Origin of the sequence: Rhodovastum atsumiense (genome assembly GCF_937425535.1) — a bacterium.
Lineage (GTDB): Bacteria > Pseudomonadota > Alphaproteobacteria > Acetobacterales > Acetobacteraceae > Rhodovastum > Rhodovastum atsumiense.
The window spans coordinates 698,927-721,550 of record NZ_OW485601.1 but is presented as its reverse complement, the minus strand read 5'-3'; the positions used below and the strand labels follow the sequence as shown (position 1 = coordinate 721,550).

Sequence of the window (22,624 nt, the reverse complement as noted above, 5' to 3'; positions counted from 1 at the left end):
GCCTGGCCCCGGATCGGCACGGGCATCCAGGCAGATGCAAAACCGAATCAGATAACAGTATGAAATTGTCACACGGCATGTAAAATGCGGCGGGGAGCTTTGTTCCTCGTTCAACATTTATTTGTCGCCAGTGCAGAACATGCTTGCTGGTTTTCGGATTTTTGTGCTGATCCTGTCCTGTGTGCTGATCGGCTGTTCCCCGGCGCGGATGATCGGCTGGGACAGCCTGGAGCAGCCTGCCGGGCCCGCCACGCCGGAGGAGCCGATGATTGGCCAGGGGGAGGCTCGCCTTGCTGCCGTCCCGGGCGGCGGCGATGCCGCGCCGGGGGAGTCGGGCGAAGCGGCGGGAGAGGCCGGCGGCACGGGGGGCAATGGCTTCGACCTGCCGAAAGCCGGCCAGGTGCTCGCGGCGATGGGGGCAAGCGGGGCGGGGGCGATGCTGGTGGTGCTGCCGCCTCTGTTCAGGGGCCGGAAGGATCGGCGCGCCCGCGTGCGGCCATGCCGGTTTTATCGCACCAGCAACCGCCGCCAGGCCGCCCGCATCCTGGCCTGTCCGCCGTTCCGGGTCGGCCTGGCCGATATCGGCGGCAAGCCACGCGGCGCACAGGTCGAGAATGTCTCGCTCGGCGGGGCGGCGCTGCACTGGCCGGGCGCACCGCTCCGGCCCGGGACCCGGACCGGCCTGATCCTCGACGGCATGGTGCGGATGGATGCGGTGGTGGTGGCCTGCGAGGACAATGTCCTGCGTCTGCGCTTCTCGCCGGCCGATCGCGCCGCCGAGCTGGGCATCCTGCGTCTGCGACAGCGTTGCCTGGCCCCGGTACGCTGACGGCCGCGGCGCGGGCCGCGGAGACTCCGCTCAGACGATGGCCATTGGTCCGCCCGCCGCCGACTGGCGCGGCGGTGAGTCCGGCGACGCCGGGGCGGGGGTCTGCTCGTCGCCCTGCGTTTCCCGGGAGGCCTCGATATCGGCCAGGAATTCCCGGGTCTTGGCTTCGATGGCGCCCTTCCAGATCTCGAGATCCATGATGCTCCCGATCACCGAGGCGCCATAGGTGACCGGGCTGCCCATCCCGCTCCAGGTCACGCGCTTGCCGAGCAGGCGGCCGATGCAGATCGGCGGGACGATGGTGAACACGAGCACCCCCCGCCGGTTCAGTGCCACGTCGAACAGCGCAATGGGGGCGACGATCCAGATGAGGCAGATATCGTTGTCGTTGCGGGGCTTGCGATAGGCCGGCTGGGGCATCATGCCGAGGCAATCCTTCGCCAGCCCCTCCCGTCCCAGCGCCTCGAGCATCGCCGGCACGATGATGTCACGGGCCTGCACTTCCAATGGATCGACCTGCGCTGCCTGCTCGCTCTCGGTTGCGAAAAGGGCGTGCCAGATTCGCTTCAGAAAAAATGCCATCTCCGTTGCCCCCACGACGGCAGATATCCTGCCATTGCCGTGGGCATACTTCCACATCTAAAAGTTAAAATGCTTACGGGCAACAACATCGATTGGTTAATTGTCGTTCGTGGGGAACCTGTTGTTGCGGCCTGCTATGACGCGAGGCCGCCGGCGCGTTCGATGAAGGCCACGATCTCGTCGATTCCCTCGCCGCCGCGGACATTGCTGAAGACGAAGGGCCGCTGGCCGCGCATCTTCCGCGCGTCGCGGTCCATGACCTCGAGATTCGCGCCGACATAGGGGGCGAGGTCGATCTTGTTGATCACCAGCAGGTCGGAACGGGTGATGCCAGGCCCGCCCTTGCGGGGGATCTTGTCACCGGCGGCCACGTCGATGACGTAGATGGTGATGTCCGCGAGCTCGGGGCTGAAGGTGGCGGCCAGGTTGTCGCCGCCGCTCTCGATCAGGATGACGTCGAGCTCGGGGAAGCGGCGGCGCAACTCGCTCACGCCCGCGAGATTGATCGACGCGTCCTCGCGGATGGCGGTGTGCGGGCAGCCGCCGGTCTCGATGCCGAGGATGCGCTCGGGCGGCAGCGAGCCCGCGCGGGTGAGGAATTCGGCATCTTCCTTGGTGTAGATGTCGTTGGTGATGGCGGCGATGTCGTAGCGCGTGCGCAGCCGCTTGCAGAGCGCGTCCATCAGCGCGGTCTTGCCGGTGCCGACCGGTCCGCCGATGCCGACGCGCAGCGGGCCATGAGGGGATTTCATCGCGGGACCTTTCCTAGGATCGGAACAGGCGAGTGTACTGGGTTTCATGCCGCATGGCCGCAAGGTCGCTGCGGAAGCAGGCGCTGCCGATATCCTCCAGCATCGCATCGCGGGTCTCCGCGGCGACGGCCAGCACCAGCGGCTCCAGCGCTGCCAGCACCGACAGGCCCGCGGACTGGCCGAGCGGCACCAGCCGCACCGCCGCCGAGATCAGGTTGGCGATGCCGGCCTGCAGGGTGGCGGCGCAGGCATCGTCCTCGCCGATGCCGTGCGTGCCGGCGAGCGCCCCGACCGCCACCGGATAGGGCAGCTCGCCCAGCCCGGTCACCGCGTCGATGCCCCAGGGCGTGGCCGCCCGCACGAAGGCGTTGCCCTGGCCCACGGTCTCGGCCAGGCGCTCGCGCGAGGGCTGCACGGCGCGTCCGAGCGCCGCGACCGAGGCCAGCGCCATGCGGTCGCGGCAGGCGCGGTGGGCATGGCGCAGCAGGATGGCGTCGGTGCGGGCGCTGCCATGCGCCAGCAGGTCGGTCAGCCAGCCGCGCAACGAGGAGGTGTCGTGGATGTCCCCCGCCTCGACCGCCCATTCGAGGCCGTGCGACCAGGCGAAGGCCCCCGTGGGGAAGGTCGGCGACAGCCAGGACAGCAGCCGCAGCAGGGCGGTGTCAGCCATGGACGTGGTCGCCGCCCTCGTCGCCGTCCTCGTCATGCAGGTGGTCGTGCCCGCCCGCATAGGCGCCCGATTCGGGGTCGAACGGCGCCTCGATCAGTTCGACATGGCCGCCGAGGCCCTCGACCATCTCCTCGATGACGTGGTCGGCGCGGATGCGGATGCGGTCGCTGCCGTCCTCGGCCTTGAGCAACTGCACCGGCAGATGGCGGTTGCCGAGATGCCAGGCGATGCGCACGAGATCGCCCTCGGCATGGGCATGGATCTCGGCGAGCGGTTCCGGCCGGGCCTCGACGCGGATGCGGCTGCCATCCTCCAGGACCAGCCCGTCGCCATGGCGCAGCCGCACCGCATGCGGCAGGTCCAGCATCACCTCGCGCCCGCCTTCGGTGCGCAGCAGGATGCGGCGGCGGTGGCGGCGATCGAAGTCGACCAGCACATGGTCGGACGCGGCGGCGCTGTCCCAGCTGCCCGCGGGCAGGACCGTATCGGCGCGTGTCATGCGTGCCCGTTTCCTTCCTCGGCCGCCCTCCGCGGGGAGGGCGGCGGCTGCGAAGCGATGCGTCAGAACAGGAAGTAGCGTTGCGCCAGCGGCAGCACGGTGGCGGGCTGGCAGGTCAGCAGCACCCCGTCGGCCCGGACCTCGTAGGTCTCGGGATCGACCTCGATGACCGGGGTCGCGTCGTTGTGCACCATGCTGCGCTTGCCGATGCCGCCACGGGTGTTGCGCACCGCCGCGAGCGGACGCGACAGGCCGTAGCGCGCGCCGATATCGGCCTCCAGCGCCGCGGCCGGGACGAAGGTGATGGCGCTCGCCGTCAGCGCCCGGCCGAAGGCGGCGAACATCGGGCGGTAATGCACCGGCTGCGGCGTCGGGATCGAGGCATTGGGATCGCCCATCGGCGCCAGCAGGATCGAGCCGCCCTTGATCACCAGATCGGGCTTGGCGCCGAAGAAGGCCGGCGACCACAGCACCAGGTCGGCGAGCTTGCCCACCTCCACCGAGCCGATCTCGTGGGCCATGCCCTGCGCGATCGCCGGGTTGATGGTGTATTTGGCAATGTAGCGCTTCACCCGCGCGTTGTCGTGCTTCTCGCCATCGCCCGGCAAGGCGCCGCGCTGCACCTTCATCTTGTGCGCGGTCTGCCAGGTGCGGGTGACCACCTCGCCCACCCGGCCCATCGCCTGGCTGTCCGAGGAGATCATCGAGAGCACGCCGAGATCGTGCAGGATGTCCTCGGCGGCGATCGTCTCCTTGCGGATGCGGCTTTCGGCGAAGGCCAGGTCCTCGGGGATCGAGGCGTCGAGGTGGTGGCAGACCATGAGCATGTCGAGATGCTCGTCGATCGTGTTCGCGGTGTAGGGCCGCGTCGGGTTGGTCGAGCTGGGCAGCACGTTGGGCAGGCCCGCCACCTTGATGATGTCGGGCGCGTGTCCGCCGCCGGCGCCTTCGGTGTGGAAGGCGTGGATGGTGCGGCCGTTGAAGGCGGCGATGGTGTCCTCGACGAAGCCGCTCTCGTTCAGCGTGTCGGTGTGGATCATCACCTGCACGTCGAAGCGGTCGGCGACGGCGAGGCAGCAATCGATCGCCGCCGGCGTGGTGCCCCAGTCCTCGTGCAGCTTCAGCGACGATGCGCCGGCGCGGATCATCTCCTCCAGCGCCGCCGGCCGCGAGGCGTTGCCCTTGCCGGCGAAGGCGAGGTTGACCGGCAGGCCCTCGGCCGCCTGCAGCATGCGCATCATGTGCCACGGCCCGGGCGTGCAGGTGGTGGCCGCGGTGCCGGTGGCCGGGCCGGTGCCGCCGCCCACCAGCGTGGTGATGCCGCCGGCGAGCGCGTCATCGACCTGCTGGGGACAGATGAAATGGATATGGCTGTCGATGCCGCCGGCGGTGAGGATCTTGCCTTCGCCGGCGATGATCTCGGTGCCCGGGCCGATGACGATGGTGACGTCCGGCTGCACGTCGGGATTGCCGGCCTTGCCGATCGCGCTGATGCGGCCATTGGTGATGGCGACGTCGGCCTTGACGATGCCCCAGTGGTCGATGATCAGCGCGTTGGTGATGACGGTGTCGGCCGCGCCCTCGTCATGGCTGTGCTGGGACTGGCCCATGCCGTCGCGGATCACCTTGCCGCCGCCGAACTTCACTTCCTCGCCATAGGTGGTGAAGTCCTTCTCCACCTCGACCCAGAGCTCGGTGTCGGCCAGGCGCACGCGGTCGCCGGTGGTCGGGCCGAACATGTCGGCATAGGCGGCCCGGGTGATGCGGGTCATTCGTCGAGCGCTCCCATGATGGCGGCGCGGAAGCCGAACACCTGCCGCCGCCCCTGCAGCGGCACCAGCGTGACCTCGCGGGTCTGGCCGGGCTCGAAGCGGATGGCGGTGCCGGCGGCGATGTCGAGCCGCTGGCCGCGGGCGAGCTCCCGGTCGAAGTCGAGCGCGGGGTTGGCTTCGGCGAAGTGGTAGTGGCTGCCGACCTGGATCGGCCGGTCGCCGGTATTGGCGACGTTGAGCCGGGTGCGGGGGAGGCCGGCGTTCAGCTCGATGTCGCCGGGGGCGGTTTCGATCTCGCCTGGAATCATGATCGGAAGCTCCGCTCGGGAGTCGGGGGAGGCGCCGGGCGGGACGGGGCGTCCCCGCCACCGGCCGGCGCAGGCAGCGTTACCGGATCGGCTCGTGGACCGTGACCAGCTTGGTGCCGTCGGGGAAGGTGGCCTCGACCTGGACGTCGGGGATCATCTCGGCCACGCCCTCCATCACCTGCTCGCGCGTGAGCACATGCGCCCCCGCCTGCATCAGGTCGGCGACCGAGCGGCCGTCGCGCGCGCCTTCCACGACGAAATCGGTGATCAGCGCCACCGCCTCGGGGTGGTTCAGCTTCACCCCGCGCTCCAGCCGCCGGCGCGCCACCATCGCGGCCATGGCCACCAGCAGCTTGTCCTTCTCGCGCGGCGTCAGGTTCATCGTCGCTTCCTCAGCACATCCAGACGCGCGGCAGACTGCGCCCGCCACGCAAACATTCCAAGCCTGCCACCACCGCGGCCCGCAGCGCGGCGCCATCGGGGGCGAGGATGCGTGCAAGCAGCATGCCGTTCCAGGCGCTGGCTCCGGCCTCGAACGGGGCGAGCGCGGTCCGTAGCGCCTCCAGCCGCGATTCGGCGTCCGGGGCCACCAGCACGAGGGTCGCCACCGCCTGGGCGCCGGCGGCCACGGCGGGGCGGGCCAGAACGGCTTCCACCCGCCCGGACAGGCGGATCGAGTCGTGCAGCACCAGTTGCCCGCCGCGGCGGATGCGGATGGCATCGGCGATGCGGGCGCTGCGCAGCCGCTCGCCCATGGCCGCGCGACCGAACACCAGGCTTTCCACGCCCAGGAAAGCGGCATCTGCCGCCATGGTGACATCCAGCGCCCGGTCGAAGGCGCAGCCGTCGAACAGGATCGCCTCCTGGGGCAGCCATTCCAGCGCGGCGCCAGGGGCCAGGGTGACGGCGGTGCGGATGCGGGCCGGCAGGTCGGAAGGCAGGGTGCGGTAAAACCGCTCGGCGGCCTGGGCGGCGAGGGTGACGCGGGTGGCCTCGTGCAGCGTGATGGCGCTGCGCAGCCCGTCGCCGCCGGCGATGCCGCCGGAGGTGTTCAGCGTCACCGCCTCCAGCCCGTCATGCGGGCGGGGGAAGCGGGCCTTCAGGCAGCCTTCCTGGCGCAGGTCGGCCAGCACCGTCCGCTCGCCGCGGCGGCGGAAGGCGATTTCGAGCACCCCGTGGGAACGTTGGTGCGACGAGGCGCGCGCATGCGTCAAGGCAGGACCGGGCAAGGTGGAACGAAGGGGGATGTCGGCGGGGAAGAACACGGCACCGGATGCGTAGGACAGATTCCGGCTCTCACCTAGCATGATCCGGCAGGGAAGTTAGTCCCGTCACGCATCGGGAGGATTTCCGATGGAACCCGCATCCTTCTCCTGCGCTGATGCTGCGGTGCGGCGAAACAAAGCTTGCGGTGCATGATTGCCGTTCATATGTAGTCAACGACCGCGGGAATTGGATAACCGCAGTTTTACAACGAAAAACAGGGAAGAATACATCATGCCGAGCGATAATAGTAACTTTGCCAGAACGGGTGAGTTCGCCAACAAATCTACCACTAATGTGCTAAATACAGCATTCGGTGCGGGTTTGGCGTGGCTTGATTTGTGGACAAACTTTCAACGTGAGCTGCAGCGTGCCTCTTTTCAGTCTTTCTCGTCCTATAGCCCGACCGCGGGCACCCGCATCAGCGGCAGCGTGCCGCAGCGGTACACCGAGCGCTCCACCGACGGAATCCAGGTCGTGCCGGTCGGCGAGGAGCGGTTGAACGTCGCTACGCGCACCGTGCCCGGCGAGGTCACCCGCGTCCGCCGCCGGGTCGTCTCCCAGCCCGTCGAGCAGCAGGTCACGCTGCGCGACGAGAAGGTGGTGATCGAACGGCGCCGTCCGAGCGCGACCGACGGTCGCAACAACGTGCTGACCGAGACCGTCATCGAACTGAGCGACAGCCGGCAGGTGCCCACCGTCTGGAAGTCGCTGCACGTCGCCGAGGAAGTGGTGCTGCGCAAGCAGGTCACCGAGCGGACCGAGCGGGTGCGCGAGACGGTGCGCCGCGACGTGGTGGATGTCGAGCACGAGAACGGTCCGGCCGAGTTTGCCGCCAAGGAGATCGGCAGCACCCCGGTGACCCTGCTGCACGGGACCGAGGAGCACCGGGGCCCGGCGCCGACACCGGCCGCCAAGCCGGGCGAGGAGGAGCGTCGGTCCCTGGAAGAGGTCGGCGAGAAGAAGGCCGGCCCGGGGCAGCCGCCGCAGCCGCCGCGCAAGCCCTGATCCTGCCAGGGACGAGCTTCGGGCATGCCGGTCGGGGATTTCCCGGCCGGCGTCCCGGCCTCTCCCGCGCGCCGGCGTCGTGACATTCCTCTCCACCGGTCCCGTGAACAAGGGTGCAAACCCCTTCAGCCGACCCTGTCCGGAGAGTCGGGTCAAGCGGGGTTCGGACCCATCGCGCGAAGGTGCGCCGTCCTCATACCGACAGCCGCCGCCGCACCTCCTGCTCGTCGAGCTGGTCGCGCCGGCCGGCCAGCACGATATCGCCCCGCTCCATCACCAGCAGGCGTTGGGCGAGGTCACGGGCGAAGTCGAAATACTGCTCCACCAGCAGGATCGCCATGTCGCCGCGTCCGCGCAGCAGGTCGATGACGCGGCCGATATCCTTGATGATGCTGGGCTGGATGCCCTCGGTCGGTTCATCCAGCACCAGCAGCCGCGGTTTCATCACCAGCGCGCGCGCGATCGCGAGCTGCTGCTGCTGCCCGCCTGAGAGATCGCCGCCGCGGCGCCGCAGCATCGATTTCAGCACCGGGAACAGCTCGAAGATTTCATCGGGCAGGCGGCGCTGGCCGCGCGGCAGCACGGCGAAGCCGGTTTCCAGGTTCTCCCGCACCGTCAGCAGCGGGAAGATGTCGCGCCCCTGCGGCACCCAGGCGATGCCGCGGCGGGCGCGCTCGTAGAGCGGCAGCCGGGTGACCGGCTCGCCGTTCCACAGGATCTCGCCGCGACTGACCGGATGCGCCCCGGTGATCGCCCGCAGCATCGAGGTCTTGCCCACGCCGTTGCGGCCGAGCAGGCAGGTCACCTCACCGATCTCGGCCGTCAGCGACACCCCGCGCAGCGCGATCGCCGCGCCGTAGTGCAGGTCCACGCCTCTCACTTCCAGCATCGCTCAGCGCCCCAGATACACTTCGACCACCCTCGGATCGGCGCTGACATGGTCGATCGAGCCTTCCGACAGCACCGAGCCCTCGTGCAGCACCGTGACCTTCACGCCGAGCGCGCGGACGAAATCCATGTCGTGCTCGACCACCACCACCGAATGGGTCCGGTTGATCGCGCGCAGCAGCTCCGCGGTCTGCGCCGTCTCGGCATCGGTCATGCCGGCGACCGGCTCGTCCACCAGCAGCAATTGCGGGTCCTGCGCCAGCAGCATGCCGATCTCCAGCCATTGCTTCTGGCCGTGGCTGAGATCACCGGCGCGATGGTGACGCACCTCCTGCAGCCGGGTCAGCACCAGCAATTCCTCGATGCGGTCACGTTCCTCGGCGGTTTCGCGCGCCCACAGCGTGAAACGCGGGCGGCGGTCGCCGGCCAGCGCCAGCAGGAAATTGTCCCAGACGCTGTGCGGCTCGAACACCGTCGGCTTCTGGAACTTGCGGCCGATCCCAAGGGCCGCGATCGCCGGCTCGTCGAGCCGGGTGAGATCGACCGTGCGGTCGAACATCACCTCGCCCTCGTCGGGGCGGGTCTTGCCGGTGATGACATCCATCATCGTGGTCTTGCCCGCGCCGTTGGGGCCGATCACCGCGCGCATCTCGCCGTGTTCCAGCACCAGCGACAGGGCATTGAGCGCCCGGAAGCCGTCGAAGCTGACGGTCACGTTGTCGAGATAGAGCAGGGTGTCGCCCAGCTCGGCGGGGCTCTTTCCGCGCGCGATCATTCGGCGGGCTCCGGGGCGGGAACGGTGGCGGGGGTGCGGCGGCGCCGGCGGAGCGCGCCGACGATGCCGGCCGGCAGGAACAGCGTGACCAGGATGAACAGCGCCCCGAGCGCGAACAGCCAGAACTCGGGCAGCGCGCCGGTGAAGTAGGTCTTGCCCCCGCTGACCAGGATGGCGCCGAGCACGGCGCCGACCAGCGTGCCACGGCCGCCGACGGCGACCCAGATCACCGCCTCGATGGAATTGGCCGGGGCGAATTCCGAGGGATTGATGATGCCGACCTGCGGCACGTACAGCGCGCCGCCGATGCCCGCCATGATGGCGGAGATCACCCAGACGAACAGCTTGTAGTTTTCCGGCCGGTAGCCGAGGAAGCGGGTGCGGCTTTCCGCGTCGCGCACGGCGATCAGCACCTTGCCGAAGCGGCTGGTGACGATGCCGTACGAAAGCAGCAGGCAGAGCGCCAGTGCCACCGCGGTGGCCACCAGCAGCCCCGCGCGGGTGGCGTCCGCCTGCAGCGGCAGGCCGAAGATGTCCTTGAAGTCGGTCAGGCCGTTATTGCCGCCGAAGCCCATGTCGTTGCGGAAGAAGGCCAGCAGCAGGGCATAGGTCAGGGCCTGGGTGATGATGGAGAGATAGACGCCGGAGACGCGGCTGCGGAAGGCGAGCCAGCCGAACACCAGCGCGAGCAGGCCCGGCACCGCCACCACCATCAGCATCGCGAACAGCGGGTTGTCGAAGCCGTGCCAGTACCAGGGCAATTCCTGCCAGTTCAGGAACACCATGAAATCGGGCAGCACCGGATTGGCGTAGACGCCGCGCGCGCCGATCTGGCGCATCAGGTACATCCCCATGGCGTAGCCGCCGAGCGCGAAGAAGGCGGCATGGCCCAGGCTGAGGATGCCGGCGAAGCCCCAGACCAGGTCCACCGCCAGCGCCAGGATGGCGTAGCACAGGTATTTGCCGACCAGCGACACCACATAGGGCGGCACGTGCAGGGCCGATCCCGGCGCGGTGGCGAGGTTGAGCGCGGCCAGCGCGACCGCGCCGCCGAGCACCAGGACCAGGCAGATCGCCGTCGATGTGCGGGTCATGCTTCCACCGCCCGTCCCTTGAGCGGGAACAATCCGCGCGGCTTGCGCTGGATGAACAGGATCAGCAGCACCAGCACCAGGATCTTGCCCAGCACGGCACCGGCGACCGGTTCGAGGAACTTGTTGACGATGCCGAGCGTGAGCGCGGAGACGATGGTTCCCCACAGGTTGCCCACGCCGCCGAACACCACGACCATGAAGCTGTCGATGATGTAGCCCTGCCCGAGATTGGGGCTGACATTGTCGATCTGGCTGAGCGCCACGCCGGCGATGCCGGCGACCCCGGAGCCGAGCCCGAAGGTCAGCGCGTCGATCCAGGGGGTGCGGATGCCCATGGCGGCGGCCATGCGGCGGTTCTGCGTGACCGCGCGCATGCGCAGGCCGAGCGCGGTATAGCGCAGCGCCGCCATCAGCGCCGCCACCACCACGATGGCGAAGAGGATGATGGTCAGCCGGTTCCAGGTGATGGTCAGCCCGCCCCATTGCGCCGCCCCGCTCATCCAGTCCGGGGTGGAGACCTCGCGGTTGGAGGCGCCGAACAGGCTGCGCACCGCCTGCTGCAACACGAGGCTCAGCCCCCAGGTGGCCAGCAGCGTTTCCAGCGGCCGCCCATAGAGGAAGCGGATCATGCCGCGCTCGATGGCGATGCCGATGCCGCCCGCGACCAGGAAGGCCAGCGGCACCGAGATCGGCAGGCTCCAGGCGGCGAGGGCCGGGGCGTAGCCGCGCACGGCTTCCTGCACGACGAAGGTGGTGTAGGCGCCGAGCATGACCATCTCGCCATGCGCCATGTTGATCACGCCCATCACCCCGAAGGTGATGGCCAGCCCCGCCGCGGCGAGCAGCAGCACCGACCCGAGCGAAAGGCCGTAGAACACGCTCTGCGCCAGGCTCCAGAGCCGCAGGTGGCGGGCGATCGCCTCGCGGGCCTCGGCGGCGGCGGTGGCAACGGCGGGCGGCTGGTCGTGCAATGCCCCGAGCAGCGCACTGGCTTCGATGTCGCCGCGGGCGCGGAGGGTGGCGACGGCGGCGAGGCGGTCGGCCTCGGGGGCGTCCTCGGCATTGAGCAGGGCGGCGGCGCGGGCCTGTTCCATCACCCGCCGCGCGCCGGCATCGCGTTCCTGCGCCAGCGCGCGCCCGAGCGCGGGCAGGGCGGCGGGATCATGCGAGCGGAACACGTCCTCGGCGGCGCGGGCACGGGCGGAGGCGTCGGCGGCGAACAGGTTCAGGCTGCCGAGCGCGGCATCGACGGCGCGGCGCACCGCGTTGTTGACCCGCACCGGGTTGAGGTCGTCCTCGTTGACGTCCTCGGCCTTGCGGCCGGTGCGGGCGTCGACATAGCCGTCATCGCCGCGGATCAGCAGCGTCCCGTCGGGGGCGGCGAACAGCGCATCGGCTTTCAGCGCGGCGATGGCGGCGCCGGCCTGCGGGTCGCCCGACAGCGCGAGGGCGGAAACCGCGGCCGAGACCGCGGCGAAATCGTCGGAGGCGAGGCCGGCGAAGGGATCATCCTGGGCGCGCGCGGCCGGGCCGGCGAGCAGCGCGAGCAGGACGAGGAAAATGCGGAGGAATGTCATGCGAGGCCCCTGGCCGGAGAAAAGGCAGTCGGGGCACCGGCCCCGCCCGCCCGGCAGCCTCTCCCGCGTGGCGGGAGAGGGGAGGAGACGGAATCTTACTTGGAGGCGCCCCCGCACTTGCCGGTCTTGACGTTGAAGTTCCCGCAGGACAGCGGCGAGCGCCAATCGGCGATCAGGTCCTTCGAGCCTTCCAGGTACGGCGACCATTCGTTGGCGACCACGGTGCCCGGCGTCTGCCAGACCACGTTGAACTGACCGTCGTTCTTCACTTCGCCGATCAGCACCGGCTTGGTGATGTGATGGTTCGGCATCATCGCCGAATAGCCGCCGGTCAGGTTCGGCACGGTGATGCCGATCATGGCGTCGATCACCTTGGCGGGATCGGTGGTGCCGGCCTTCTGCACCGCCTTCACCCACATGTTGAAGCCGATGTAGTGCGCCTCCATCGGGTCGTTGGTGGTGCGCTTCGGATTCTTGGTGAAGTCGTGCCAGTCCTTGATGAACCCGCGGTTCGCGGCAGTGTTGACGCTCTGGAAGTAGTTCCAGGCGGCGAGATGGCCGACCAGCGGCTTGGTGTCGATGCCGGCCAGTTCCTCCTCGCCGACCGAGAAGGCGACCACGGGGATGTCGGTGGCCTTGATGCCCTGGTTGGCGAGTTCCTTGTAGAAGGGCACGTTGGCGTCGCCGTTGATGGTGGACACCACCGCAGTCTTCTTGCCCGCCGAGCCGAACCGCTTGATCTGCGCCACGATGTTCTGCCAGTCGCTGTGGCCGAACGGCGTGTAGTTGATCATGATGTCCTCGTCCTTGACGCCCTTGGACTTCAGGTACGCCTCGAGGATCTTGTTGGTCGTGCGCGGGTAGACGTAGTCGGTGCCGGCGAGCACCCAGCGCTGCACCTTTTCGTTGGCGGCGAGGTAGTCCACCGCCGGAATGGCCTGCTGGTTCGGCGCGGCGCCGGTGTAGAAGACGTTCTTGCTGCTTTCCTCGCCCTCGTACTGGACGGGGTAGAACAGGATCGAGTTCAGTTCCTCGAACACCGGCAGCACCGACTTGCGCGACACCGAGGTCCAGCAACCGAACACCGCCGCCACCTTGTCGACGGTGATGAGCTGGCGGGCCTTCTCGGCAAACAGCGGCCAGTTGGAGGCGGGATCCACCACCACGGCCTCGATCTTGCGGCCGAGCAGGCCACCCTTCTTGTTCTGCTGCTCGATCAGCATCAGCATCACATCCTTCAGCGTGGTCTCGCTGATGGCCATGGTGCCGGAAAGTGAATGCAGGATGCCGACCTTGATCGGCGCGGCGCCCTGGGCGAGGGCGGTCGACGCGGTCGCGGGCGCCAGGCCCAGCACGGCGGCCAGAGCGGCTGCGGCGAGGCCTGCTCCGCGGAGCCAGCGGCGGACAGAAACCATGGGATCTCCCTTGTGCGGTTTTCCCGCGGCGCGGGGGACGCATCGCGGGGCGGCCCTGGCGATGGCCGCGGCCAGGGCATAGCAACGCCCATGCCAGTGCCATCACGCTGCGGAGAGATCGCTCCGGTGGGTTTTCCTGCACCGGTTCTGCCACGAGGACGATCACACCCCGTCCGCAGTGGCGCCGAAACGCGCAGGTCCCGTCCGGGTCATGGGGAGCCCGGCTGCCTGTGCGCCGGCAATATATTCTTGTTGGTAACGAAGGTGCCTGGGGCCGGGATGACTTTGCGGTACCGCATTATTTTCAACGATCGGGGGCAGAAAACCGCCCTGGCATCACTATGTTGGCGGGCGCTGACAACAACATGCTAAGGCACCGGCGTGCAGGTCCCTGATGGATACCGGGTCGGGCACGTTTTCTCTTTTCCGCGAGGCCTCATGACGTGTCTTCGACGGGTTCTGCCTTTTTGCATTGCAGCATTGCTGGCCATGGCCGGCGCACCGGTCCGGGCGGAAGGGACCGCCACGGGCGCGGTGCTGGTGATGAACTCCAACGAGGCGACGTTGAGCGTGATCGACCTGGCGCGCCGGGTGGAACTGCGGCGCCTTCCGGTGCTGCGCGAGCCGCATCACTGGGCGCTGACGCCGGACGGGCAGGACCTGCTGGTCGGCGACACGGTGGCCAATGAGCTGATCGTGCTCGATCCCGCGCGTTTCACGATCCGCCGGCGCGTGCCGGTGGCCGATCCCTACCAGCTCGGCTTCAGCCCGGACGGGAAGCTGCTGGTCGTCAATGCGCTCGCGCGCGCCCAGGTCGATGTCTACGAGGCGGGCAGCTACCGGCTGGTCAAGCGCTTCCCACTGAAATCGATGCCGAGCCACCTGGCATTCTCGCCGGATTCAGGCGTCGTCTATGTCTCGCTGCAGGGCACGGACCGGCTGGCCGCGATCGACCTGCGCCGCATGGAGCCGCTCTGGAACGCTCCTGTCGGGCGCACGCCGGCCGGGGTGATGTGGCTGAACGGCCGCGTGCTGGTGGCCAACATGGGCAGCGACGACGTCAGCGTGGTGGATCCCGCCACCGGCGCGGTGGAACGGCGCATCCGCACCGGCAAGGGGGCGCACCAGTTGTTCCTCTCCCCCGACGGCAGGCTGCTCTATGTCAACAACCGGCTGGATGCGAACGGGGTCAGCGTGCTCGACGCGGCCACGCTGGCGCCGCTGCGCAGCTACCGCCTGCCGGGCGGCCCCGACGACATCGCCTTCGCCCCGGACGGGCATCTCTGGTTCACGCTGCGCTTCGCCAACAAGGTGGCGGTGCTGGATCCGGCCAGCGGCCAGTACGAGACGATCGCAGTGGGGCGCTCGCCGCACGGCATTTTCCTCAATCCGGCGGCGATGGTCGCCACCTCGGTCGCGGCACGCTGAACCATGACGGCGCCGTTCGATTTCCTCGCCGGCTGGCTGCAGGAAAACCTGTTGCTGCCGCTGCTCTACGCGCTCGGGATGATGGAGTGGGAGGACGTTTCCTTCGGCTGGGCGCTGTTCGCCGTCTATGGCATGGCGCAGGTGATCGTCACCTATGCCGTCTGCGTGCCGCTGGAACGCTGGCGGCCGGTGGAGGCATGGCCGGATGCGCGCGCGGTGACGGTCGATGTGCTCTACACGCTGATCGCGCGGGTCGGGTTGCTGCCGCTGATCACCTTCGTGCTGTTCTACAAGATCCAGGTGATGCTGAACGGCTTCCTGGCCGACCAGGGCTGGGTGCCGCCCACGCTCGAGCGCCTGTTTCCCGTCCTGCTCGGCCAGCCGGTGCTGACCTTCTGCCTCTATGTCGTCATTCTCGATTTTTCGGAATACTGGCGGCACCGGCTGAGCCACCGCTTCGACTGGTGGTACTCGCTGCACGCCGTCCACCATGCCCAGCGGCAGATGACCTTCTGGTCGGATGACCGCAACCACCTGCTTGACGAGGTGATCTCCTTCGTCTGGTTCACCGCGGTGGCGCTGCTGATCGGCATCCCGCCGATGCAGTTCCCGCTGCTGGTGCTGCTGCTGCGCCTGATCGAAAGCCTGAGCCATGCCAATACCCGGCTTTGCTTCGGCCGGATCGGCGAGCGGCTGCTGATCTCGCCCCGGTTTCACCGGGCGCATCACGGCACCACCGCGGCCGGGCAGCAATCGGTCAATTACGGCGCGGTGCTGCCGTGGTGGGACATGATCTTCGGCACCGCCGATTTCTCGCGCGCCTACGTGCGCACCGGCGACCCCACCGCCGAGGAAGCGCTGGCGACCGGCAGCTACGCCGCCCAGCAATGGGCCGGGCTGCGCCGCATGCTGCGCGTCCTCGCCGGGGCCGGGGCGACGAAGCCGTCCTGAGCGGCGATCACGATGGCTTCAGCGAAAACCTGCCATGCTGCGTCCTTCCGGGCCGTGCCGCGTTGAGAGGACATGGCAATAATACCGGAAGACATCACGAGCATCGACCTGGGCGCGCTCAGCCTGCCCTCCATCGATTTCGGCAACCCCGGAGCGAATGTCTCCAATGCCGCCGGCCAGCTCGGCACGGCGTTGCAGGCGCTGTGGCTGCGCAACGGCGGCGGCACGGGCGCATCGGTCGAATCACTGCGAGCGGCCTTGCCTGCGGTCGATCCCGCGCCGGTCGCGGGCGCGCGCTATCCCGTTCTCTATGCCTTCGGCGACAGCCTTTCGGATACGGGCAACGACCAGGCAACGACAGGCGGCATCGTGCCGGTCGCGCCGTACGCCGATGGCAATTTCAGCAACGGGCCGGTCTGGGTGGAGTACCTGGCCGGCCAGCTCGGCTTGCCCTTGCCCCAGCCCAGCCTGCAGGGCGGCGGCAATTTCGCCTTCGGCGGCGCCCAGACCGGCGCCACTACCGTGCACCAGGAGACACCGCTCGATCTGCCCTCGCAGTTGTTGCAGTTCCGCGCGCAGGTGCAGGCACCCAACCCGGATGCCCTGTACACGCTCTCGATCGGCGGCAACGACATGTTGGCGGTGGCCGGAATCGCCGGCAGCGATCCGGCCTCGGCGCAGCAGGCCGTGACCCAGGCCGTTGGTAATGTCACCCAGTTCGTCAGCGGCCTGGCCGATAGCGGCGCGCGCAACATCCTGATCCTGAACGTCCCGGACCTCGGGCATACGCCCGATCAGGCAGCGGCCGGGCCGGCGCAGGCGGGAACGGCCTCGTCGCTCGCGGCACAGTTCAACCAGCAACTGCAGCAGGCGCTGGGAGAGCTGGAACAGACACGGCAACTCGACATCGACCTGGTGGACACATACGGCCTGCTCGACCAGGCAGCTACCAACCCCGCGGCTTTCGGTTTCGCCAATGTCGACCAGCCCGTCTACAGCGGCGGCCCGTTCCCCAACAGCGGCGGCACCTTGCAGGCCACCGGCACCGCGCAGAACCAGTACCTGTTTTTCGACACGCTCCATCCGACGACGACGGGACACGCCCTGCTCGCGGGGAATGCCGTGCAGGCGTTGGCGTGATCAAGGGAAGGCCAGGGCGCTGCCCTGGACCCGGCAGGGGCCACAAGGCCCCTGCACCCCATCAGCGCTGCGCGGCACAGAAAAGACCCTAGGCCGACAGCCAGGGGGGGACCGGCAAGCCCTTGCTTTGCAGGAAAGCGGGATTGAACAGCTTGCTCTGGTAGCGGTTGCCACTGTCGCACAACACCGTCACCACCGTGTGGCCCGGGCCGAGATCCTTCGCCACACGGATCGCCGCGGCAACGTTGATGCCGCTCGATCCGCCGACCGAAAGACCCTCGTGGATCAGCAGATCGAAGACCTGCTCCAGCGCTTCCGCATCGGGGATGCGCACGGCATCGTCGATCGGCGCGCCCTCGAGATTGCCGGGAACCCGCGACTGACCGATGCCCTCGGTGATGGAACTGCCGGTGATGCTGAGGTCGCCGGACGTGACCCAGCCATAAAGGCCACTGCCCTCGGGATCGGCGAGCACGATGCGGATCGCGGGGTCCCGATGTTTCAGCGCCAGCGACACCCCCGCCAGCGTGCCACCGGTGCCGCAGGCACAGGTGAAGGCGTCGATCCGCCCATGGCTCTGATGCCAGATCTCCGGGCCGGTGGTCAGGCGATGGGCCTCGCGGTTGGCGAGGTTATCGAACTGGTTGGCCCAGACCGCGTCGGTTTCCTCGGCAAGCCGGCGGGAGACATGGACGTAGTTGCCGGGATCACGGAACGGCTTGGCCGGCACCAGCCGCAGGTCGGCGCCGATCATCCGCAGCGTGTCGATCTTCTCCTGCGACTGGGTCTCAGGCATGACGATGATCGTGCGGTAGCCGCGGGCATTGCCGACCAGGGTCAGCCCGATGCCGGTGTTGCCGGCGGTGCCTTCGACCACCGTGCCGCCGGGCTTCAGCAGGCCCCGGCGCTCCGCATCCCGCAGGATGGCCAGCGCCGCCCGGTCCTTGACCGAACCACCCGGATTCATGAACTCCGCCTTGGCGAGAATGGCGCAGCCCGTCGCCTCGCTGGCCCGGCGCAGCCGGATCAGCGGCGTGTTGCCTATGGCAGCGGCGAGGTCGTCGGCAATGGGCGGGGCAACGGTGATGTGCGGCGACTGTCCCATGGTGACTTCCAGAAGGCTCCCATCCAGAATTGAACACTGCCGATCGCGATGCGATGGCGCCCTATCATCAGCCGGAGGTGGCCCATGATCGAGAACATTCCCCCGCGGGACGTCTGGCAGGCGTTGCGGACCAATCCGGACGCCCGCCTCGTTGATGTACGGACGGATGCGGAATGGGCCTATGTGGGCCTGCCGGACCTGTCGGAAGCGGGGCAGGAGCCGGTGCTGATCCCCTGGCAGATCTTTCCTGCCATGCAGGTCAATGCGGCCTTCGTCGCGCACCTGACCCACGCCGGGCTGCAGCCGACGCAGCATGTCTATTTCATTTGCCGCAGCGGCGTGCGCAGCCTGGCCGCTGCGGAAGCGGCGCGGGAAGCCGGCTTCGCGCATGTCTACAACGTCGCCGACGGGTTCGAAGGGCCGCTCGATCCGTCCGGCCATCGCGGACGCCTCGCCGGCTGGAAAGCCGATGGGCTGCCCTGGCGGCAGCGTTAGGGCCCCGCGCGCGGCGGGCGGCCGCGCGCGGGGCAGGGGATGATTCAGTCGTCGTAGAGGACGCGCAGCGCCACGAACCAGTGATAGCGCGTGTCCAGGGTCATGCCGTCCGGCGTGGCGAGCAGGCCAGCGGCTGTTACCGGGATGTGCTTCATGGTCACGGCATGGGCGACATTGCCGCCGATCACGCGGATCTCGTTGCCCACCCGGTCGATCACGAAGTCGCAATGGCCCGGGAAGCGGCTGCGTGGCAGGTCGCTGAAACGGACGGGTTCGCGGGTGCGCGAGGTGCAGACCAGGTCGCCCGGCTTCGGCGCATAGGACGTGAGCGGCTCGGCCCGCAGCCGTATTCCGGCCGCGCCGGGATTCGCCGCGGCGGTGGCGGCATTGATGTAGGTCGCATGCGCGATCGCATAGGGGAAACCCGCGCCCGCCCCGGCGGTGCGCATGACGTAGCTGATGAAGGCCGCCGACCAGGCAAAGCTGTCTTCCCGCCCGGCCGGGATCGGCCGGCCATCGCCGTCGTATTTGCTGGTCCAGGCCCGGGCGGGGGCGTCGGCATCCTGCCCGAGCCACCAGTATTCGCCGACCCGCTGCCACAGGCCGGGCTGGTGGTCGGGCATCTCCGCCTGGCTCATCTCCGGCCGGTTGTCGGGCGGGTCGTCGCGCACCGGCTGGCCGAAGCTGCGCCATTCCCGCAGCGCGATGGAGAGGACATTGATGCGCGAGAAGCGCTCGAAAGGCTGTTCCGCGAAGGGCGGCACGTGCATCGCGGCGATCTCGGACACGCGTGGCTGTTGCGCCGAGGGCAGTGCTGCCCGTGGCGCCGGCCGGGAGCCACAGGCGGCGAGCAGCAGCAGGGAAGAGAAGGCCACCGCCGCCAGTTGCGGCTGAAGCCTCCGGGGCAAGAGAGGATTGGGCGTCATCACGGGGCGGTATGGAGCACTCCCACCCCTGGAACGTCAATTATTCGTCGTGACTTATCGATTACAGGTTATGGAACTGCCCCCGCCCGTGCCGGAGTCGCGCTGCGCTGGCGGTGGAAGCGCCAGATCAGGCCGATGATCACCGCCAGCCCGACCAGTCCGATCGTCCAGCCCACGCCCTTGGCGCCGAGCCAGCCGGCCAGGAACCAGCCCGCGGTCACGAAGCTGGCCGCCCAGATCCCGGCGGCGATGAAATTCAGCATGGCGAAGCGCAGATGGTTCATGCCCGCCAGCCCGCAGGCCGCCGAGGCGACGTTGCGGATGCCGTAGGCGAAGCGGAAGGTCAGCACGAACAGGTCGCCGTAGCGTTCCAGGAACCGGGTCGCGGCCTCGACCTTCGGCTCGGCGCCGCGAAAACGCCGGAGCGCCTGCTTGCCGTAGCGGCGCCCGAGCGTGAACCAGACCTGGTCGCCGGCGAAGGAACCAAGCCAGACGCAGATCATCAGGATCCAGGGATCGATCAGACCAGTGGTGCGCCCGGCCGCGGCGGCGATCAGGACGAAGGTCTCACCCTCGAAGAATGCCCACCCGGCCGCGCCGAGATAGCCAAGAATGCCCCACTCGGCCCAGAATTCCGCCACTTGCACGCCGCTCCCCAGACGACAGTTTCACGCCGTAGTGTGACGCCTCCGGGACGGATCGCAAGCGAGGAATCATGTCAGATTTGCAAGGTGAGTAAAGGAATATTTTCGACATTGACCCTTGTGCGCCCGGCGATCGTGATTGAGTTTCCCTGAGGGATCTGTATGATCCCGAAATCACAGCTTGGAAATGTGATTTACTGGAAGGTGTCACGATGACCGAAGCAACCGACCGCAAGCCCCTCACCTTCGACCGCCCCTTGCGTGGCCGTATCTACGACAGCATCGCCGAGACGATCGGCAACACCCCGCTGGTGCGGATTCCCCGCATCGCCAGGGAGGACGGCATCAACGCCGATATCGCGTTGAAGCTGGAATTCTTCAACCCGATCGCCAGCGTGAAGGACCGCATCGGCGTCAACCTGATCCTGGCCCTGGAGCGCGAGGGCAAGATCGGCCCCGACACGGTGCTGATCGAGCCGACCTCCGGCAACACCGGCATCGGCCTGGCCTTCGTCGCCGCCGCGCGTGGCTACAAGCTGATCCTGACGATGCCGGAATCGGTGTCGATCGAGCGGCGCAAGATGCTCGGCTATCTCGGCGCCCAGTTGGAACTGACCCCGCGTGAGAAGGGCATGAAGGGGGCGGTCGCCCGCGCCCAGGAACTGCTCGAAAGCACCCCCGGGGCCGTCATTCCCGGCCAGTTCACCAACCCGGCCAACCCCGAGATCCACCGGGTGACCACCGCCGAGGAAATCTGGCACGACACCGACGGCAAGGTGGATATCGTGGTGTCGGGCATCGGCACCGGCGGCACGCTGACCGGCATCGGCCAGGCGCTGAAGCCGCGCAAGCCGGGGCTGCAGTTGATCGCCGTCGAGCCGGAAGTCAGCCCGGTGCTCTCGGGCGGGGCCCCTTCGCCGCATCCGCTGCAGGGCATCGGCGCGGGCTTCGTGCCGGAGGTACTGGATACCAAGCTGATCGACGAGATCGTGCAGGTGGGCAACGAGGAGAGCTTCGTCCAGGCGCGCCGCCTGGCCCGCACCGAAGGCATCCCCGGCGGCATTTCCTCCGGCGCGGCGCTGGCGGCGACGCTGAAGGTGGCGAAGCGGCCGGAGAACGCGGGCAAGCTGATCGTCACGATCATCCCGAGCTTCGCCGAGCGCTACATCACCACCGCCCTGTTCGAAGGGCTCTGATCGGTCCGGCACGGCGGCGGTCCTCCTGCGGGAGTTTCGCCGCCGACCTGTCCGGGGCCTGGCCTATCCAGGCTCGCGGACGGTCCCGGCGGGCGGATCCGCCGCGATGATCTCCGGCCCGATGTAGCGGGCCCGGGGGCGCAGCAGACTGCCATGGGCCACCTGTTCCATGGCGTGCGCCATCCATCCGACGCTGCGCCCGATGGCGAACAGGGCGAAGGCGCTGCCCGGCGGCAGGCGGCACTGCTCGACCAGGGCCGCCAGGGCGACATCGATGGTCGGGCGCAGGCCGGTGAGGCGGGAGACGCATTCCACCACGCTGCGGGTGCTGTGCGAGGGCACGAAGGCCCCCAGCAGATCGGCGGCACGCGGATCGCCGTCCGGATAGAGCGGGTGCCCGAAGCCCGGCAGTGGCAGGCCCCCTGACAGCCAGCGTCGCACCGCTTCCTCCGCCCCGCTGCGCTGGGCGTCATCGAGCAGCGCCTGCACCCGCACCGTCGCATCGCCATGCAGCGGCCCGGAGAGCGTGGCCAGCCCGGCCAGGGCGCAGGCCCCCAGCGATGCGCCGGTGGAGGCGGTGACGCGGGCGGCGAAGGCGGAACTGGTGAGTTCCTGGTCGGCCAGCAGCACCAGGGCGCGGCGCAGCAGCTCCGCGCGGGCTTCGCAGCCCCAGGCGCGGGCCACCCGCCGGTGCAGCGGGGCTTCGTCCCCGGCGATGCCGACGAAGGCGCTGGCCAGCCGCCCGACCAGCGCGGCCGCTTCCTGTTGCATCATCGCCGCCGACAGGGCATGTGCCGGCGATCCTTCCGCGGCGGCGAGACCCAGCGCGCCATAGGCCCGTGCGCGCGGCAGCGACGGCGTCATGTCGCAGGCGCAGGCGGGAAAATGCGGCTGCTTCTCCGCGGCCCACAGCAATTGCGCCGCTTCTTCCAGCGTGGCGGTGGCGGCCAGCGCCACCGCGTCGGTGCCGCGGTAGAACAGCCGGTTGTGGGAAATCGTCGAGATCCGGGTCGGAATGATCGGCTCGCCCCATGACATGGTGCTCGCCGCGATGCTGTCGCGCGTGCGCCCGCGCTCGCGCTTGCGCACCAGCGCCGTGATGTCCTCGGCGCGGTAGAGGCTGCGACGCGGATTGGCGGGGTCGGGGCAGACCTCGATCTGGCCCCGGCTGGCATAGGCATACAGGGTCTGCTGCCGGACCCCGAGCGCCGCGCAGGCTTCCTGCTGTGTGTACCAGGCGGTCATGTTGATCAATTCAATCAATATTGACGATAGGTCGTACCGTCAATGACAGTTGCGGGCAAGAC

The 22,624-nt window shown here is 68.7% G+C and carries 24 protein-coding genes; 7 read left to right on the top strand and 17 right to left on the bottom strand.

The features are described 5' to 3' along the window. Positions 1-139 precede the first annotated feature (139 nt). Complete coding sequence (locus NBY65_RS33780) at positions 140-829, top strand: PilZ domain-containing protein (RefSeq protein WP_162530710.1); 690 nt, start codon at positions 140-142, stop codon at positions 827-829. Positions 830-859: 30 nt separating this feature from the next. Here the strand turns inward: NBY65_RS33780 and NBY65_RS03055 are convergent, their stop codons facing one another. From NBY65_RS03055 to NBY65_RS03020, 8 genes are all read right to left on the bottom strand, one after another. After that, complete coding sequence (locus NBY65_RS03055; protein WP_150042774.1) at positions 860-1,411, bottom strand: hypothetical protein; 552 nt, start codon at positions 1,409-1,411, stop codon at positions 860-862. Positions 1,412-1,545: 134 nt separating this feature from the next. Continuing rightward, positions 1,546-2,163, bottom strand: a complete 618-nt coding sequence (ureG, locus tag NBY65_RS03050) for an urease accessory protein UreG (RefSeq protein ID WP_150042773.1) — start codon at positions 2,161-2,163, stop codon at positions 1,546-1,548. A gap of 13 nt (positions 2,164-2,176) precedes the next feature. Continuing rightward, complete coding sequence (locus NBY65_RS03045) at positions 2,177-2,833, bottom strand: urease accessory protein UreF (RefSeq protein ID WP_203330605.1); 657 nt, start codon at positions 2,831-2,833, stop codon at positions 2,177-2,179. Continuing rightward, complete coding sequence (locus NBY65_RS03040; protein WP_150042771.1) at positions 2,826-3,332, bottom strand: urease accessory protein UreE; 507 nt, start codon at positions 3,330-3,332, stop codon at positions 2,826-2,828. Before NBY65_RS03040 ends, NBY65_RS03045 begins: the two co-directional genes overlap by 8 nt. A gap of 62 nt (positions 3,333-3,394) precedes the next feature. Then, positions 3,395-5,104, bottom strand: coding sequence for an urease subunit alpha (ureC, locus tag NBY65_RS03035; RefSeq protein WP_150042770.1), 1,710 nt, complete (start codon positions 5,102-5,104; stop codon positions 3,395-3,397). Beyond that, complete coding sequence (locus NBY65_RS03030; RefSeq protein WP_150042769.1) at positions 5,101-5,412, bottom strand: urease subunit beta; 312 nt, start codon at positions 5,410-5,412, stop codon at positions 5,101-5,103. Before NBY65_RS03030 ends, ureC begins: the two co-directional genes overlap by 4 nt. Before the next feature lie 79 nt (positions 5,413-5,491). After that, entirely contained in the window at positions 5,492-5,794 is a 303-nt protein-coding gene (locus NBY65_RS03025; protein ID WP_150042768.1) for an urease subunit gamma, read from the bottom strand. A 10-nt stretch (positions 5,795-5,804) separates the two neighbouring features. Continuing rightward, positions 5,805-6,677, bottom strand: a complete 873-nt coding sequence (locus NBY65_RS03020; RefSeq protein ID WP_250265626.1) for an urease accessory protein UreD — start codon at positions 6,675-6,677, stop codon at positions 5,805-5,807. Between the two features lie 430 nt (positions 6,678-7,107). Between NBY65_RS03020 and NBY65_RS33775 the strand changes: the two genes are divergently transcribed. Continuing rightward, positions 7,108-7,683, top strand: a complete 576-nt coding sequence (locus tag NBY65_RS33775) for a YsnF/AvaK domain-containing protein (RefSeq protein ID WP_162530709.1) — start codon at positions 7,108-7,110, stop codon at positions 7,681-7,683. Between the two features lie 193 nt (positions 7,684-7,876). Here the strand turns inward: NBY65_RS33775 and urtE are convergent, their stop codons facing one another. The 5 genes from urtE to urtA all read right to left on the bottom strand — a co-directional run bounded on the left by urtE (position 7,877) and on the right by urtA (position 13,432). Next, a complete protein-coding gene (gene urtE, locus NBY65_RS03010) occupies positions 7,877-8,572 on the bottom strand; it encodes an urea ABC transporter ATP-binding subunit UrtE (protein WP_150042765.1) in 696 nt (231 codons plus the stop codon). A 3-nt stretch (positions 8,573-8,575) separates the two neighbouring features. Then, the gene (urtD, locus tag NBY65_RS03005; protein WP_150042764.1) at positions 8,576-9,346 is read right to left on the bottom strand and encodes an urea ABC transporter ATP-binding protein UrtD; all 771 of its coding nucleotides are present in this window, start codon (positions 9,344-9,346) and stop codon (positions 8,576-8,578) included. Then, positions 9,343-10,440 carry an urea ABC transporter permease subunit UrtC gene (gene urtC, locus NBY65_RS03000; protein ID WP_150042763.1) on the bottom strand — a complete coding sequence of 366 codons (1,098 nt, stop codon included), beginning with the start codon at positions 10,438-10,440 and terminating at the stop codon, positions 9,343-9,345. Before urtC ends, urtD begins: the two co-directional genes overlap by 4 nt. Then, positions 10,437-12,017, bottom strand: coding sequence for an urea ABC transporter permease subunit UrtB (gene urtB / locus NBY65_RS02995; RefSeq protein ID WP_150042762.1), 1,581 nt, complete (start codon positions 12,015-12,017; stop codon positions 10,437-10,439). Before urtB ends, urtC begins: the two co-directional genes overlap by 4 nt. A 95-nt stretch (positions 12,018-12,112) precedes the next feature. Beyond that, positions 12,113-13,432, bottom strand: coding sequence for an urea ABC transporter substrate-binding protein (urtA, locus tag NBY65_RS02990; RefSeq protein WP_150042761.1), 1,320 nt, complete (start codon positions 13,430-13,432; stop codon positions 12,113-12,115). Positions 13,433-13,870: 438 nt separating this feature from the next. Here urtA and NBY65_RS02985 point away from each other — a divergent pair, with 438 nt between their 5' ends. The 3 genes from NBY65_RS02985 to NBY65_RS02975 all read left to right on the top strand — a co-directional run bounded on the left by NBY65_RS02985 (position 13,871) and on the right by NBY65_RS02975 (position 16,951). Continuing rightward, the gene (locus tag NBY65_RS02985; RefSeq protein ID WP_203330603.1) at positions 13,871-14,860 is read left to right on the top strand and encodes a YVTN family beta-propeller repeat protein; all 990 of its coding nucleotides are present in this window, start codon (positions 13,871-13,873) and stop codon (positions 14,858-14,860) included. A gap of 3 nt (positions 14,861-14,863) precedes the next feature. Further along, positions 14,864-15,811, top strand: coding sequence for a sterol desaturase family protein (locus NBY65_RS02980; protein ID WP_150042760.1), 948 nt, complete (start codon positions 14,864-14,866; stop codon positions 15,809-15,811). Between the two features lie 72 nt (positions 15,812-15,883). Next, positions 15,884-16,951 (top strand): SGNH/GDSL hydrolase family protein, encoded by a 1,068-nt coding sequence (locus tag NBY65_RS02975; RefSeq protein ID WP_150042759.1) that lies wholly within the window; start codon positions 15,884-15,886, stop codon positions 16,949-16,951. Positions 16,952-17,039: 88 nt separating this feature from the next. On the opposite strand, the gene NBY65_RS02970 is transcribed toward NBY65_RS02975, so the two are convergent. Then, the gene (locus NBY65_RS02970; RefSeq protein ID WP_150042758.1) at positions 17,040-18,056 is read right to left on the bottom strand and encodes a cysteine synthase A; all 1,017 of its coding nucleotides are present in this window, start codon (positions 18,054-18,056) and stop codon (positions 17,040-17,042) included. A gap of 84 nt (positions 18,057-18,140) precedes the next feature. Here NBY65_RS02970 and NBY65_RS02965 point away from each other — a divergent pair, with 84 nt between their 5' ends. Continuing rightward, on the top strand, positions 18,141-18,551 hold the full coding sequence (locus tag NBY65_RS02965) for a rhodanese-like domain-containing protein (RefSeq protein ID WP_150042757.1): 411 nt from the start codon (positions 18,141-18,143) through the stop codon (positions 18,549-18,551). A 44-nt stretch (positions 18,552-18,595) separates the two neighbouring features. Here NBY65_RS02965 and NBY65_RS02960 read toward each other — a convergent pair whose 3' ends face one another. After that, a complete protein-coding gene (locus NBY65_RS02960; protein WP_250265625.1) occupies positions 18,596-19,426 on the bottom strand; it encodes a DUF2272 domain-containing protein in 831 nt (276 codons plus the stop codon). Between the two features lie 119 nt (positions 19,427-19,545). Continuing rightward, positions 19,546-20,118, bottom strand: coding sequence for a DedA family protein (locus NBY65_RS02955; RefSeq protein ID WP_150042755.1), 573 nt, complete (start codon positions 20,116-20,118; stop codon positions 19,546-19,548). 215 nt (positions 20,119-20,333) lie between these two features. Between NBY65_RS02955 and cysK the strand changes: the two genes are divergently transcribed. After that, complete coding sequence (gene cysK, locus NBY65_RS02950) at positions 20,334-21,317, top strand: cysteine synthase A (RefSeq protein WP_150042754.1); 984 nt, start codon at positions 20,334-20,336, stop codon at positions 21,315-21,317. A gap of 63 nt (positions 21,318-21,380) precedes the next feature. Here the strand turns inward: cysK and NBY65_RS02945 are convergent, their stop codons facing one another. Continuing rightward, positions 21,381-22,562, bottom strand: coding sequence for a citrate synthase family protein (locus NBY65_RS02945; RefSeq protein ID WP_150042753.1), 1,182 nt, complete (start codon positions 22,560-22,562; stop codon positions 21,381-21,383). Positions 22,563-22,624 lie beyond the last annotated feature (62 nt).